Below are 14,113 nucleotides of genomic sequence, written 5' to 3' on the forward strand. Positions count from 1 at the left end.
GTACGGAGGCGAAGAATGTCTCCTTTAACTCCCCTCTAAATACACGCCTTGGACGAACCGGCTAATAGTTAACTTTAGTTACCTAAAGCCAGTTGAAGTTGACTGACAACGCTATGGGATAGTCGACTATCCCAAGATAAGTCGGCTATCCCCCGATCGCCAAAGGTTATATAGTTAACTTTAGCGCCTAAACCTAAATTAGTCTATCTAGAAGAAGTTATCTTTCTAGATGAAGAAGAGGTAGGTTTAGTCAACCATTTGCCCCGATCGTTAAGCAAACGCCACCGAACCCCTGCCCCAGAGGATCGGGCACTCAAGCGTGAACAAACCTGAGGGTCAACCGAGTACCGTTAGACCGCAGGCTTCTTTTTCCCTGGACGCAAGGGCTTTTTTGAGTGACCCAGAACCACCGCCACTTTCTTCATTACTGTTTCAACGTGCCAGAAAGTACATTGAACATCAGGATGCTCCCCAAATATAATTGCCCCGCTCGGTACCTGGAACCGCCATGCCTTCGATCGAGAGGCGTGGATTTGGGGTAAGTAAGGCCGCAGCGCCTCCTTTAACTCCCCTCTACATACACGCCTTGGACCAACCGGCTGATAGTTAACGAGAAGCCAGTTTAATTAACTCAATTCCCATTAATTCCAAAATATTAGCAGTTTAGGAATGCTCCTGCTATTAATTATCAGGAAATTGGGTTTAAAACCTCCTCATAAGCTTGACGGCTTTAATTGTAAAGTTTGGGTAACTTACCGAACACCTATGTTAGATGGTGTAGCATAAGAAGCGAGGTAGAACAATGCTAGTTTTCGAGTTCAATGCCTACGGAAAATTAAATCAGTTAACCAAAAAAATGGCTCTAAATCCCCGTCCTTCTAGGACGGCTTTAATTTCCGCAAGGCGTAAATAATTGTTAAACATATAGATTTTGCGAGCAAAAGTTTTCATAAAAGTGATAAGCTGTTGTCATGATAGTTTTAGAGTTTAAGTTGAAAGGCAAAGCGAAGCAATATCGGATCGTGGACGAGATGATCGGAACAGCTCAATTTGTCCGAAACAAAACTCTTAGATACTGGATAGACAATCAAGGAGTCAAGCTAGTTGATCTGTACAAACAATGCGCCATCATGGCAAAAGAGTTTGAATGGGCAGGTAAGCTTAATTCGATGGCACGTCAAGCGATGGCCCAACGTGCCATTTTTGCTATCCAACGTTTCTTTGCTAATTGCTTTCGCCAAGAAACCAGGGAAAAAGGGATACCCGCAGTTCAAGAAGCACACTCGATCCGTTGAATACAAAACTACAGGCTGGGCGCTTTCTACCGACAAAAGATGCTTGACACTTAAGGACGGTTTTGCTGCTGGAAAGTTCAAACTAATCGGTAGTCGGGATTTGCATTTTTATGCACCCGGTGAGATGCGAGCGAATCAGAATTGTGCGTCGTGCCGATGGATACTACGCCCAATTCTGCATCAACCTAGAGCGAAAAGAGGAACTCATTTCTACTGGCAAAACTATTGGGATAAATGTGGGATTAAATCACTTCTATACCGACAGCGATGGCGAAACGGTCCCCAACCCTCGCTATCTCCGAAAAAGTGAAAAGGCTTTGAAAAGATTGCAGAAGCGGGTTTCAAGGGAAGAAGAAAGGTTCTGGCCATCGGAAAAAAGCGATTAACAAGTTAGGAAGAAAACACCTTTATGTCACTAGGCAGCGTAAAGACTTCGCCATAAAGACGACGCCCGGCGCGGTAAAATCTAACGATTTTGTAGCCTAGGTAGAACTTCAGGTTAAAAATATGGTTAAGAACCATAAACTTGCTAAATCAATTAGTGATGCAGCGCGGTCACAATTTGCTCTTCGGGTTGGAATACTTTGGGAAAGTGTCTGGCAAAACTATAATTGCTGTTCCACCTCAGTACACTTCCCAGGAGTGTTCAAATTGTGGCAATTTTGTTAAGAAAACGCTGTCAACCCGAACCCATATTTGTGGTTGCGGAACGATACTAGATCGCGATCGTAATGCTGGTCGAAATATTCTTGCTAAAGGATTGAAGCAGGCAGGTATCAATTTAAATACGGTGGGGCACACCGAAATCAATGCTTGGGGACAGACCGATCTCTACTCTTTGATGGCAGCAAAACAGAGATAAGTTCGACTGATCGATCCAAGAATCCTCGCGCCTTTAGGCCGGGGAGTGTCAAACAGACTCAAACGGGGTAATGGTTGAGAATTCTAGATTCTTGCGTCAAGGTGAAAAAGTCCTCAAACGTTGTCACGGGATCGTGTCTAGGAGGATTAAAGGTTCAAAGAACAGGGGCTCTCGCTAGACAGCTTCTCGGGTTACGCCACCTCAAAATAAATAGGCAATCGTATTGCATCATGCAATAAAACTTGCACGGTGCGTAGTGAGCGTCCAACGACTTGAGAGCTTCGGTCGATTTGAGGATTAAAAATATGGTGAAAAATCCTTGTCTGGCTAAGTCTATTAATGACGCATCTTGGTATCAATTTCGTGTCTCGATTGAATAGTTTGCCAAAGTATTTGAGAAAGTAACGGTTGCGGTGAATCCGCAGTAAACAAGCCAAGAATGCTCTAGTGGCGGTGCAATGGTGAAGAAAACGTTATCTACGCTTAACGCACGTCTGTAAATGCGGTTGTGTGATGGATAGAGATGAAAACGCAGCTAGAAACATCCTCTCCTGAGAGGATTAGGTACGGTAGGGCATACCCGAACGCCATGCACGCTAATGCAAGCAACCCTCTCCTGAGATGAGGCCTCTACTTTTGTTGGAGAAATCCTGCCAAAGCTTGCCACGTCCTAGATTAAAGAATCAAGAGTGCGTTTACGCCCGGGAGTGTCAACAAACAATACTGTCTGGATTCTCGGTCCGCCCGGACGGCTGGTGTCCGTCCAGCTAACCGTCAGTCGATTTTAAATTTTAGACTTTGGCGTGAGACGTTCGGCGAGGGCGAGCGACGTTGGCCGAGTGCGAGGTCGAGCCGTCGAGCCGTCGAGTCGCGCTCGCCGTCGAAGGATTTTAGATTTTAGATTTACTCCACAGATGAATCTGGGCGCTTGAACAAGAGTCTAAAATTTTTGCCTCTCCACCACGAGTGTCGGAAACTTGTATCCGTTTTTGAGCGGGGTCAAGCTGTGAACCCAGCATCATTTGACACCCCGGGACAGCGAGCACCCGGGGCTGCAGGCAAAAATCTAAATTTTCGTCGCGCATGAATCGGCGGACGAATTCAATCACTCAAAATTTCCCTATTTTCTGAAATTAAAAATTTTTCGATTTTTTGCCCTGATGGCCAACTCCGATCGACCTTCTGTCTCAAGAGTGATTCAGAAATATTCGTTGTTGAACTGTTGTGCTTTTCTCAAGAATCTTCAATTGCTCTATATTTGGTAATGATTGATCGGAATTATACCAAGTTGCCGTACTCACCACGAGTTTAAATTTCTGGTATTATAGAGTCTAAGACTCTTATTGGCAGAGAATCTAAATCTGTGCTAAAAAAGCCTGGCTCATACCATTTTAGATGTGAGATTTTAGATGTGAGATTTTAGATTGGGAAAGACTGATTATGTAATGGTTTGTAACTGGCCGACAGTTGCATAGTTTATTGAAACTGATATAAGTTTAAGTTATTTCTCAAAAAAGTCAGTATGAATCAAGTAAAAAAAACTACAACGAAGAAGCTGAATCGATCGCCAGTGAAAGTGTCCGATCGCACTTGGGAACTCGATAAGCTCCCGTCGAGCCAGCTGTCCTTAGAAATGAATGATGCCCGAGCATTGAGGGAATTTAGTTCGGACGATCGCCCGCCGGGAACCCCTGCAGCGACTGGCCCGACTGCCGAAAAAAGGCGCCTCCGGTTTGATGCCAAGAGCTCGAAGGCCGGATCGCCTGTGGTTTCTACTGCCTTTCTCAAGTGGCTGCTAGAGCGTTTGACTCGATCGAAAGGTTGGCTGGCCGCTTTCACCCTGGCAGCAGTTTGGGGGTGGTGGAACAGTCAGTTACTGTTTTCCACAGGGCTGGGGATAGCAGCGATGATGCTGGCTTACCGAGGGCAGTCCTGGGACTGGCAATTGCTGCGATCGCTCGTCGAGCAATTTTGGGAGGGCCCGAACCGCCGATTCGTTTTAGCGGTGGGCACCGGCGGCATTGCTACCTTGGGCGCTTACATGAGTTTGGCGATTTGGGCGGACTCCGAGAGCCACTGGATGGCTTTGAGCCTGATTTTGCAGAACTTTGGCACGATCGCGATTGCAGGGCTGTTGCTGCGGCAAGCGTTGAGTCTGGGGGCCTCAAAAGATGAAGTGGCGCTCGATCGCATCCTGGCAGATTTGACCGATCCTGACCCAGTGAAGCGTTTGATTGCAGTGCGGCAAATGACCGATTTGGTGAATAAGGGTGGGTTTGGCGCTGTGAGCTCCGTCACAAGTTCGATCGCCCGTTCCCGAGCTGCCGAGTGCTTTCGCCTGATGCTGAGTCGAGAACCCGAAGCTTTAGTCCGCAATGCCCTGATCGAAGGTTTGCAGACTTGGGACGCTACTTATGACGGAGCACTAAAATCCAAACATCAAGTCATCGACTACTAGCTGACCGTCAAAAGCGTAAAAAGTAATTCGATGAATATTCGGACCTTTTACGCGCAGGGGAGCGCTAGGAGCGATCGGAGAATTAGACCCGGCCAGATTGGGGCCCGGCATTTCATCCTGAACAATTAAGTTGCCGTCGATGTCCCAAGCAGATAAAACCGTTCGCCGCGAACTGGTGACAAGTCCTGACACCCAGTGAACTGGATACTTAAAAGTTATTTCTATCTGTCCGCTTTTGGGGGCTCCCATTAACACTGTTGCCCCAGAACCCGTAAAAAATGCTGGGTTTGAAGGTTGGATGGCGACGGCATTGCTAAAAGTCACCCCCCAATGTGCAAACTGGTGTTCTACTACTTCAAAGCATTTTAACTCTTCTAAAGCTATGCGGACGATCGCCGGTACGGTGGCGCGCGATCGCACCTCTGACCCTGCGCCTGAGCGTTCTGGAGTGGCGACAAAAGACTTTTTGCCGTTTAAATCCATGCTTCGACAGGCTGTATCAAATTCTGCAAACCCATCAGATTGAAGACTTTTCGCATCAACCATAAAACCCTCGCGATCCCGTTTCCTGAGCAGTTGCATTTTTAGTAGACCTCCCTGAGATTACTTGTTTCTTGTGTTTTGGAAGTGATAACGGCGAGGCCCGTGATTACCAAACCTGCAACGCCGGCCTCGACACCCGCTCGCGGGCCCTCCAACAAAGACTTTCGACCTCAAAAGCCACTGCTCCGCAAAATATCGTGATTAATTATTCGTGATGGGCGAGCGTCGGCAAACCTGCCGCCTGACTGAAAGCGAGTTCTAATACTCCTGCTTTCCGAGCGCCTGCTTTCCGGGTTGGCAAACAGACTCTAGTATTTGAGGGGTCTTACCCATCATTTTGATATTATCTCCCATCGGCGGTTGTTTGCAAGGGTGAGAATAACTACAGAGCCGAATTGCCCAAATCCCAAAACTTACTTGCTGTCTGTTGTTTCGCTTCACCTGTACTAAAATAGATTTAACTATCAGCCAGTTCCTCCAAGGCGTGTATTTAGAGGGGACTTAAAGGAGGCGCTTGGAGCCTCCGTACCTCGAATCCACGCCTCTCGATCTCTCGGGGTCGCGGTTCCATGTACCGAGCGGGGCAATTATATTTGGGGAGCATCCTGATTTTCAATGTACTTTCTGGCACCTTGAAACAGTAATGAAAAAAGTGGCGGTGTTTCTGGGTCACTCAAAAAAGCCCTTGCTTCGAGGGAAAAAGAAGCCTGGGGTCTAACGGTACGAGTTGAGCGTCAGGTTTGTTGACATCTTTACTCAATCTTTACAAAAACGCCACCAGCTTGGGAAGTTTTTTCAACAGAGACCCGGCGGCGGACAAAAATCTAAAATATAACAGTGATTGAGGTTTATTTATGCTTGTACCCCTCGGCTTCGGTCAGCGATCGACAGTTACTTCTCTCGGCAGAATGGTATACTACACTGCTGAAAAAATGCCTTGGATCGGGTTGCCGAACTCAACTTCGGAAAATAAACCGAATTTGGTATTTTTTCACGGTTTTGGGGGCGGGTCGAGTGCCTACGAATGGTCGAAAGTTTATCCGGCTTTTGCGCCCGAATATCGAATTTTAGCACCTGATTTAATCGGTTGGGGACGATCGGAACATCCGCCGAGAAATTATTTAGTTGAAGATTACATCACAACTTCGATCGAATTTATAGAAAAAACTTGCGGCAGTCCGACAGATGTGATTGCTTCTTCGCTGACGGGGGCGATCGCGATTCGAGCTGCGATCGCGCGGCCGGATCTCTTCAAATCCCTAATTTTGACGATACCCAGCGGTTTGTCGGACTTCGGACAAGATTACGGCCGCAGTTTCTTCGCTCAGCTAGTGGGCACGCCGATTTTAGACCGCTTGCTCTACAGTACCGGAATCGCCACAGACGGCGGCATCCGTAGCTTCCTAGAACAGCGCCAATTTGCCGATTCCCGTCGCGTTTACCAAGAAATTGTAGACGCTTACCTCGAATCTGCTTTGGAACCAAATGCAGAATATGCCGCCCTGTCTTTTGTGCGGGGAGATTTGTGCTTTGATTTGTCGCTGTACATCACTCAGCTAACAACGCCGACAGCGATTATTTGGGGAGAAAAATCGCAGTTTACCGGCCCTGAAATCGGGCAGCGGTTGGCCAACCTCAACCCCGAAGCAATCAAGGTTTTTCAACCTCTGGAAAACGTAGGTTTGACTCCGCAGTTAGAAATTCCCGCTGTGACTATTGGCTTAATTCGGCAATATTTAAAGTTGCTTTCGGAAGGGTAAATTACCCGCCATTGATTGTTTTGCCTGACGGCTCACAATACAGTGGGAGCTTGCATCTAGGCTCCACCGCAACTCTGAGAACCTTTGCAGGATTTCAGCATTGGTTTCATCACCCGACACCCTGAAGGCACATTAACAAAGTGCCCGTACTCATCCAGTCTTGCCGGACGAGCAACGTTCTCAAAGCAATATTTCTGCTTCCCAATAAATCAGAGTGCAACTCATAGCCACAACATTCGCAGCGGAATAATAAGCCCTTGTTATGTCTATTGGCTTTATAAGTATGTCCGCATTTCACACAACTTTGCGAGGTGTAATGAGCAGGTACTTTTGTAGCCATAGAGCCGTTTAGGTCGGCTTTATAGTATATATAGCCATGCAGTTCAGCGAATGACCACTTTGCCTTATTACGATTAGCTGTACGTTGTTTCTTGCTAGCCCTTTTACCCGTTATGGACTTGATTCTGTCCCGTATTCCGGTTAGGTTTTTTAGTCCGATTAGACTTTTAGGCTTAGCTATTTGCTTACTGATTGTATGGTTCACATCAGCGGTAAACCGTCTTTCCCTTCCAGATATCGCGATTAACCTGCGAGTAGCCGAACGGGTGCCTTTGCAGTGAAGAGTTTTTCTAGCTTTTTGATAACGATTAGCCTTGTGTCTAGCTTCCTTGCCCGTATAGAATTTAGACTTTTTTTGTAAGTCGGTTTCTACTGCTACGTATCGCATTCCTACATCAACACCAGAGACTCTGGTTATTGTCATTGGGCCGATATCAGGAGTTTCTAGCTCCATACTGACCATCAGATAATAAGTCTTAGAAGAACGTTGATATACCGCTGGAATTGTCGCTTCGATCGCATTCCTCCCACCACTGACGAGCATCGCGAGTACGATCGCTCTACAGTGGGGGCATCCTGCTGTTTCAGGTGAAGAAGTTCGGCAACGGATTCGCTTTCTGAGGATGTAACGGAGGTCAGGAAGGAGGAAGGAGGAAGAGGGAAGAAGGAAGATTAATTCCCCATTACCAATTCCCCATTACCCATTAGCAATGACTAATGACTAATGACTAATGACTAATGACTATTCTTTGACTCGCACGTCGATGACGCTGGCGTTGAAAATGTAGTTTTTGCCTTCCAGCTCTAGCGTAGTACCAATTTTGACTTTCGTATTCCCTAAAACCGGGCCATTTTCAGTAAGTTGACCTTTTCCCTCTAAGGTAAACATCATATTTTTGCTGAAAGATTCTTCTTCTCTGGGATCGGGGAGAGCTTTCAGAGTGCCGTTGGGCTGAGGAACTGCTAGGGTTCTGGTGAGAGTTTTGACAGATTTGATGGTAATCTGACCGGAGGGTTGATTGCGGATTACCACATTGATTGTGTCACCGGATTTGAACAAATCTTGAACGTTTGTCCCTTTGAGACCGATCGCAATTGCATCAATCTCTACAGGTTTGACACTGGTGCCGACTTGGGCGACGGAACCGCCAGAAGTGCCGGGAAAGAAGAAGATTCCGACTGCAACTAGCAGTACGATCAGAGCGGCACCTACGTCTAGGATGCTGAGTTTGCCGAACAGCCGGCCTTGAGAATCCAAAATTTTCATAAATCGCTTAATTAACTGATAGCGACAGGAGTATGTTTACAAGCTCAGGACTTACGCAGACATGGATGAAAAACAGATGCTGCCAAAGAGCCGCTAGCGCTGGCAATGACATACGTGATTGATGGGTAAGTCCTGAAGCTAAAAGATATTACCACAACGATCGCCCAAAATCCGCAGGACTTGGGCTCGATCGGCAGAAAGCATTCGGCAGTTGACGGCGGTTGGTTGGCCGCGGGTTTTGTCGCCCGGAAGCTGGCGGGGCGGTTAAAAATGGGGAAAAAGCTAGAATAGCAACTAAGCAGCCTCAAATTGCGTCTGCCTATTTAGTGACTTTTCGAGTTTTTCCTAAACTTTTATCTAACTTATCGCAGGTATCAATCATGTTAAAAAGTTTTTGGTTGACTTGCCGGCGTACCGGGGGCCGGGGGATTTATCTGTTTCTGTCGCTGGTTGTGGCTGCGGGTATCTGGGTGGTTTCCCCGGAAGCGACTCAAGCATTTTCTTTGCCTGAACTGATTTTTCGGGGCATTCAAGTTATTCAATTGTCGAATATGTCCGATCGCCAAGAGGTGACTATTGGCCGACAAATTAATCAGCAGTTAGCCAACAGCGAGTTTAACATTGACCGCGATCGCGCCACTACACTATATATCAACCGCATCGGTCAGCGGCTAGCCTCAGAAAGCACTCGCCCGAATATTCCTTATACTTTTCAAGTGATTGACGACGACACTATTAATGCTTTTGCGACAATGGGCGGTTTTGTTTATGTGAATAAAGGTTTGATGGAGGCGGCGGACAATGAGGCCGAATTGGCAAGTGTGATCGCCCACGAAATCGCTCACATTAGTGCTCGCCACGCGATTCAACAAATGCGTCAAATGGCAATCGCCAGCGGTGTAGCTTCGGCGACTGGGCTCGATCGATCTCAGGCGGTTCAGATTGGGGTAGAATTGGCTTTGCGGCGCCCCCACAGCCGCCAAGCTGAGTATGAGGCGGATCGGTTGGGATTGCAAATGATGGGGCGATCGGGCTACGCTCAATCTGGGATGGTTGATTTTATGAAAAAATTGCTCAACAAGCCTTCTCCTCCGAGCATTTTGAGCACTCACCCAGCTACTGCCGATCGCATTGCTGCTCTGGAGCAGGCCATCGACCCGGATCTCGAAAGCGGTGAAGGTTTGAATAACGCCGCTTACAGGCTAGAAATCCGCAGGCTTTTGGGATCGTAGCAATTTTAAATCAGTCAGGCGCTCTCCTGTCTTATCTTCTCTTTTCTTACTTCGCGATCTTCGCGTCTTCGCGGTTCGTTAAAAAATAAATCCAGTTAGTAGGGTGTGTCAGAAGCAGGTTAATTTCCATTTAATCGATCCGACTTAAACTGACGCACCCTACAACTACAAATTGATTTAACACTCCTGTTGAACAAAAGGGTCGATCGCAGATTTTGGGGCTGCAATCTGCTGCTGCTTCAATGGTCTGACAACTTCGTCAAGCGGCAAAATTCGGACTTGATGGTTAAAAACATTTACTTGATAAACTCTGCGGTAGCTGAGGTCAAGTCCTGTCAGCCAGCCGCTTTTGCGATGATAAGCACCCGTGTCAATATCCAACCACCCTTGGCCCCTGACTAATTCCCCGGGTCTGACGCCCTCAAAGGTAAAAGTGATCGTGTGACCCGCAATAATCAATTTATTGGGAAAATAGGGTTTCGATATCGTGTGAAATTCCTTGCGAATCCAACAGAGTTGTTCGCTCGACTGCTTGTCAATTGGCATATGGGGGTGGACGCCGGCGTGAACCAGCCAAATGTCCCCTAAGTCCCGGTGGGTGGGGAGCGTTCGCAGCCACTCTAAGTGTTTGTACGGCATCATCCCTGTATCTCTGTAACTCGCTACTGTGGCATCCCCCCCGCTGTACAGCCAAGATTGCCATGCTTGCATATCCATCGGCACCCCCGACAAAGCCTCCAGCATCAGTTGTTCATGGTTGCCCAGCAGAGTTTGGTAGGGGCTTTGCTGGACAAAATCTAATACTTGAGCACTTTTGGGGCCACGATCGATTAAGTCTCCCAAAAAATAGACGCGATCGTCCGAGCCGGGGGCAAGTGCCTCTAGCAGGGTCATTAAGCCGTCGTGATGCCCGTGTACGTCCCCGATAACAATGCGCCGGTGCTCCATTGTGTTTATCCGCTTCCCTGAATCAAAAGCCAAATCTTTAGCTTATAGCATCTAATGTTGCTGCTATTTGCCCCCCCTCTTTTGCGGTGCAGGGGTGTAACCCATTATACTGCTTTATATAAAGATTCTGTAAAGTTCACCAGTATCTGTTTGCGTACCTAGTGATAGAAACACAGGCAAGCTGTTAATTGTGGTTCTGCAACTGCTGTTACTGAGCCAAAGCTTTGAGTTATTTCACGCTGTAGGATGCCTCAGCCATTAGCCGATGGATTAAGTCGAAAATAATCCTAGCTGACGCACCCTACTAGACGATCGAGCGTCTTCGGCTGTCACTGAGTCAAAGCTTTGAGGAATGTCTGGAGCTCTGCCAAAAAACCTTTCTTTTTGAGAGGTTTTGCAGGTGTGGTGGAGTCAGGATCGGCGCTTGGGAGAGAAGCGGCTAAAATCCGCTCTAAATCGTCTCCCACAGGTTTTTGGGCGGTTTCAGAAATTAGTTCGTATTCGTTGTTTGTTTCCAGCCAGACTTGCCAGGATTGGGGGTAGCAGCGGAATAAAGCTGCTGTGTCTAGGGGTCTGATGTAGTAGCAGCATTCGATTTTGCTCAGGAATCGATCGCGCAGTTGACGGCCCGCATACCCTATACCTATGGTAGCAACATCTTCGAGGCGCGGGTTGAGTAGAATTACTGGGCGACCTGCTGCAGCTATGTAAAGTTTTTCGACTTGGGCCACTTCTACAGCCGCCGGGTTCACCAGCAGGAACAGTTCGTCTTCCGGTGCTATTTTATCTTCAACAGGACTGCGACTGCTGCCCAAATCAGTGACTTTAAACGGTGTTTCTCCCCAGTCGCGGCGGGCGAGGGCGGCAGCACCGGTGTCTGGAAAAAAGACTTTGACTCCGGGGTAGATTTCCTCAAATTCTGGGAGGAATTGTTCGGTGATAGACTGTGCTTGCAGTGCGATTTCTGGAAATACTAATTCGACTTGCAGTAGAGTTTTGCCGTCCGAGAGGGCGGCGGCGGTTGCAATGCGCGATTGGGCGATCGCGTCGTTGAGATCCTTGGGCAGTTCTGTCATTAATCTTATTGTTTTTACTCGACTTCTCTCAATCCAATTTTACCTGAGATATTGCACCATTCTCAATTACCTGTTTAGGAACAGACAAGATGGCTGTGAAGCGAGAAAATTCACTCTTTGTGGAACAGCCATCTTGCCTGTTCTTGAGCCGGGTGCAAGATGTAAGTTTTACCGCATCAAGCAACAAAAGCTAACACCGACACAGGCGAGCCGGAACCTCCCAAAATGCGCAATATTCCGATAACTAAAGTGATGTCAGCCGCCGGTAAAAAGTCGAGATTTGCCAGATTTTCCAGCACTATTCGCTGCTTTTCCAATACCAGTTTGTTAACGGCAAAACTTTCATCTAGCCCGGTATCTACTCCGTGAGTGTCGGTTCCAACTCCTGCTATCGAGCGTTCTTCTAGCAAAAATTGAGTGGCTGCTTTGCCAAATCCGGGAAAGTGGCAAATCCCGCGCTCGTCTCGGTTAAAAAATGCTCTCTCGTTATCCCATTTTTCTTGCCAGCCAGTATACAATAAAACTAGATTTCCCGGTTCTATAAGTTTGTGCTGCCGTTCCCAAGTCAATATATCATCAATTGTTAAAGTGTAGTCGGGATTGGCAAGGCTTTGCTCTCGGATGTCGATCGCAATTGCAGGGGAAACTAGCGACTGCGGGGAATAACTATCAATGCTGGCGCCTCCTGCATAAAAGCTGTTGGGTGCGTTGATGTGAGTGCCGCTGTGTTCTCCCATTGAGAATTTTTGCAGGAAATAGCCGTTTTTTTCTATTTGAGAGACTGTGGCAATTTCTGTGGCTGGATCTCCAGGCCAGATGGGAATATTTGGGTGGATTGAATGGGTTAAGTCTACAATTTGGCTGTAGGGGATCGTTTTTAAGTTATTTGAGTTGAAGTTGTTTGTCATCAGGTAAAATAGATATATTATTTATTAAACACAGTTGATTTTTGGATTTTCTGCGCTCTAAATCTAAAATCTAACATCTAAAATCTAAAATTCGCTTAGTCGATCGAGCGTTGCTTCCATCACATCCTTTGTTTGCCCGGAAACAGTATACACCAAAGCTTCTCGATAAACTCTCCCGGCAGAGTGAACAATACCGTTAGCAGCACCGCTAGAAACTGCAACCGCAGCGTGCCCGCAACGCACCGCTAAATCAATGGCTTGAGCCCGCAGCGCTAATTGTTCAGCTTTCGAGCTATGTTGAGATTGTTGGAAATTCTCTTTTAGCCGATCGAGCTTTTGCTCTAGTTTTTGGCAAGCCGCCACTATAAAAGGTGAATTTTTAGCAGCCGCCGCTGCTGCAATTACATCCAATCCCGCTCGAATACAGCCAAAAGTAGCCGGAACAGAATTCAGTATATTTTTGCTGTCGGTTTCCGAAATCCACCCCACAGGTTTAACCGAAATTATTTCCGATTCATGCAGCCACCAATTATCGAGAGTTGCTGTGACAGTATTAGTCGAGTTCATGGCGATTAATTGCATGATGTCGCTGAATGTTATTTTACCATATTCGCGTTCAATATTGACAAAAGGTAGCAAACCGAAAACAGCGCGGCCGTCAGGAAGTACCGCAGCTACAATAAACTTTTGAAACAATCCAAAACCTGTTACCCAAGGAACTTTTCCTGACAGTAAATAGCCATCTTTTGCGGGAGTGGCGGTGACGGCAGGATTCCCCGATCGCCTCAAATGCGAAAACCCAACACCCAAGCGTAACTCTTTTTGGGCGATCGCCGGCAAGTATCTGCTTTTTAGCATTTCATTGTCGCTGTTGGCAAGCATGGAAGTTGCGCTGTGGTGCTGAGTTTGCAGAAAACACAAAGCACCGGAATATCGAGCCATCAATTCCTGATATGGGTAAGAAATCTCCGGTGCAATTGCGGCGCCGCCCCATTTTTGAGGAACTCGCAACGCTAAGAGCGATCGATCTTCCAATCCAGCAAGTGCTGTTTTCAGCGCTTCCGAGTCGCTGTCGATAATTCCCGCGTGGGGTGCAACGCACTTTTGTAGGTAATTTTCTGTGCTGTTGAGAATATCTTGGTAATCCATTTTTTTAAATTATTTTATAGTGATTTTTACCATTACTTTGGAAAGTTTCAGAGGCCACGCATAGGTAGCTAGAAACCCGGTTTCTACAAGTTTTGCGACGAGTCACGATAAATCTACGAAAAAATCGGGTTTCTGAGGTAATCTTCTAGTTAGTTTTATTCAAACTTCTGTGGGGTGCGCAGAAAATCCCGCCCCAAAACTAACTCATTCCCACACTTTCCAATCTGAGACGACTACCGAGACAACCTGCTAGGATCGCTAATGGCATTTTATCAA

10 protein-coding genes and 2 pseudogenes are annotated in these 14,113 nt (G+C 47.0%); 5 read left to right on the forward strand and 7 right to left on the reverse strand.

Annotation, left to right across the window (positions count from 1 at the left end; all coding sequences use genetic code 11):
• The first annotated feature begins 971 nt into the window (after positions 1 to 971).
• The 3 genes and pseudogenes from QUB61_RS04745 (at position 972) to QUB61_RS04755 (ending at position 4,615) form a co-directional block, all read left to right on the forward strand.
• A pseudogene (locus QUB61_RS04745) lies at positions 972 to 2,157 on the forward strand (RNA-guided endonuclease InsQ/TnpB family protein).
• A 43-nt stretch (positions 2,158 to 2,200) separates the two neighbouring features.
• Positions 2,201 to 2,777, forward strand: a pseudogene (locus QUB61_RS04750) (RNA-guided endonuclease InsQ/TnpB family protein); the annotation flags it as partial.
• 902 nt (positions 2,778 to 3,679) lie between these two features.
• Complete coding sequence (locus tag QUB61_RS04755; RefSeq protein WP_333122357.1) at positions 3,680 to 4,615, forward strand: hypothetical protein; 936 nt, start codon at positions 3,680 to 3,682, stop codon at positions 4,613 to 4,615.
• Here the strand turns inward: QUB61_RS04755 and QUB61_RS04760 are convergent.
• Complete coding sequence (locus QUB61_RS04760) at positions 4,583 to 5,197, reverse strand: hypothetical protein (protein ID WP_333122360.1); 615 nt, start codon at positions 5,195 to 5,197, stop codon at positions 4,583 to 4,585. The two genes, QUB61_RS04755 and QUB61_RS04760, sit on opposite strands and share 33 nt — an antisense overlap.
• An 815-nt stretch (positions 5,198 to 6,012) precedes the next feature.
• Between QUB61_RS04760 and QUB61_RS04765 the strand changes: the two genes are divergently transcribed.
• Entirely contained in the window at positions 6,013 to 6,918 is a 906-nt protein-coding gene (locus QUB61_RS04765) for an alpha/beta hydrolase (RefSeq protein ID WP_333122363.1), read from the forward strand.
• A 109-nt stretch (positions 6,919 to 7,027) separates the two neighbouring features.
• On the opposite strand, the gene QUB61_RS04770 is transcribed toward QUB61_RS04765, so the two are convergent.
• Positions 7,028 to 7,801, reverse strand: coding sequence for a transposase (locus QUB61_RS04770; protein WP_333122366.1), 774 nt, complete (start codon positions 7,799 to 7,801; stop codon positions 7,028 to 7,030).
• Between the two features lie 198 nt (positions 7,802 to 7,999).
• On the reverse strand, positions 8,000 to 8,524 hold the full coding sequence (locus QUB61_RS04775) for a DUF4330 domain-containing protein (protein ID WP_333122370.1): 525 nt from the start codon (positions 8,522 to 8,524) through the stop codon (positions 8,000 to 8,002).
• Positions 8,525 to 8,904: 380 nt separating this feature from the next.
• Here QUB61_RS04775 and QUB61_RS04780 point away from each other — a divergent pair, with 380 nt between their 5' ends.
• Positions 8,905 to 9,756 (forward strand): M48 family metallopeptidase, encoded by an 852-nt coding sequence (locus QUB61_RS04780; RefSeq protein ID WP_333122373.1) that lies wholly within the window; start codon positions 8,905 to 8,907, stop codon positions 9,754 to 9,756.
• A gap of 177 nt (positions 9,757 to 9,933) precedes the next feature.
• On the opposite strand, the gene QUB61_RS04785 is transcribed toward QUB61_RS04780, so the two are convergent.
• The 4 genes from QUB61_RS04785 to QUB61_RS04800 all read right to left on the reverse strand — a co-directional run bounded on the left by QUB61_RS04785 (position 9,934) and on the right by QUB61_RS04800 (position 13,837).
• A complete protein-coding gene (locus tag QUB61_RS04785; protein ID WP_333122376.1) occupies positions 9,934 to 10,704 on the reverse strand; it encodes a metallophosphoesterase family protein in 771 nt (256 codons plus the stop codon).
• A gap of 329 nt (positions 10,705 to 11,033) precedes the next feature.
• The gene (locus QUB61_RS04790; protein WP_333122379.1) at positions 11,034 to 11,780 is read right to left on the reverse strand and encodes a DUF1995 family protein; all 747 of its coding nucleotides are present in this window, start codon (positions 11,778 to 11,780) and stop codon (positions 11,034 to 11,036) included.
• 176 nt (positions 11,781 to 11,956) lie between these two features.
• On the reverse strand, positions 11,957 to 12,688 hold the full coding sequence (locus QUB61_RS04795) for a cyclase family protein (protein ID WP_333122382.1): 732 nt from the start codon (positions 12,686 to 12,688) through the stop codon (positions 11,957 to 11,959).
• Between the two features lie 84 nt (positions 12,689 to 12,772).
• Positions 12,773 to 13,837: an acyl-CoA dehydrogenase family protein gene (locus QUB61_RS04800; protein WP_333122385.1), complete on the reverse strand. Its 1,065-nt coding sequence runs from the start codon at positions 13,835 to 13,837 to the stop codon at positions 12,773 to 12,775.
• Positions 13,838 to 14,113 lie beyond the last annotated feature (276 nt).

The organism is Microcoleus sp. C2D2 (assembly GCF_036702495.1).
GTDB lineage: Bacteria > Cyanobacteriota > Cyanobacteriia > Cyanobacteriales > Microcoleaceae > Microcoleus.

What these genes read in the sequence shown, in the direction of transcription:
- QUB61_RS04800 (WP_333122385.1), bottom strand. Translation starts at nt 13,837, where the DNA reads ATGGATTACCAAGATATTCTCAACAGCACAGAAAATTACCTACAAAAG.
- QUB61_RS04785 (WP_333122376.1), bottom strand. Translation starts at nt 10,704, where the DNA reads ATGGAGCACCGGCGCATTGTTATCGGGGACGTACACGGGCATCACGAC.
- QUB61_RS04790 (WP_333122379.1), bottom strand. Translation starts at nt 11,780, where the DNA reads ATGACAGAACTGCCCAAGGATCTCAACGACGCGATCGCCCAATCGCGC.
- QUB61_RS04780 (WP_333122373.1), top strand. Translation starts at nt 8,905, where the DNA reads ATGTTAAAAAGTTTTTGGTTGACTTGCCGGCGTACCGGGGGCCGGGGG.
- QUB61_RS04795 (WP_333122382.1), bottom strand. Translation starts at nt 12,688, where the DNA reads ATGACAAACAACTTCAACTCAAATAACTTAAAAACGATCCCCTACAGC.
- QUB61_RS04755 (WP_333122357.1), top strand. Translation starts at nt 3,680, where the DNA reads ATGAATCAAGTAAAAAAAACTACAACGAAGAAGCTGAATCGATCGCCA.
- QUB61_RS04765 (WP_333122363.1), top strand. Translation starts at nt 6,013, where the DNA reads ATGCTTGTACCCCTCGGCTTCGGTCAGCGATCGACAGTTACTTCTCTC.
- QUB61_RS04775 (WP_333122370.1), bottom strand. Translation starts at nt 8,524, where the DNA reads ATGAAAATTTTGGATTCTCAAGGCCGGCTGTTCGGCAAACTCAGCATC.
- QUB61_RS04760 (WP_333122360.1), bottom strand. Translation starts at nt 5,197, where the DNA reads ATGCAACTGCTCAGGAAACGGGATCGCGAGGGTTTTATGGTTGATGCG.
- QUB61_RS04770 (WP_333122366.1), bottom strand. Translation starts at nt 7,801, where the DNA reads ATGCTCGTCAGTGGTGGGAGGAATGCGATCGAAGCGACAATTCCAGCG.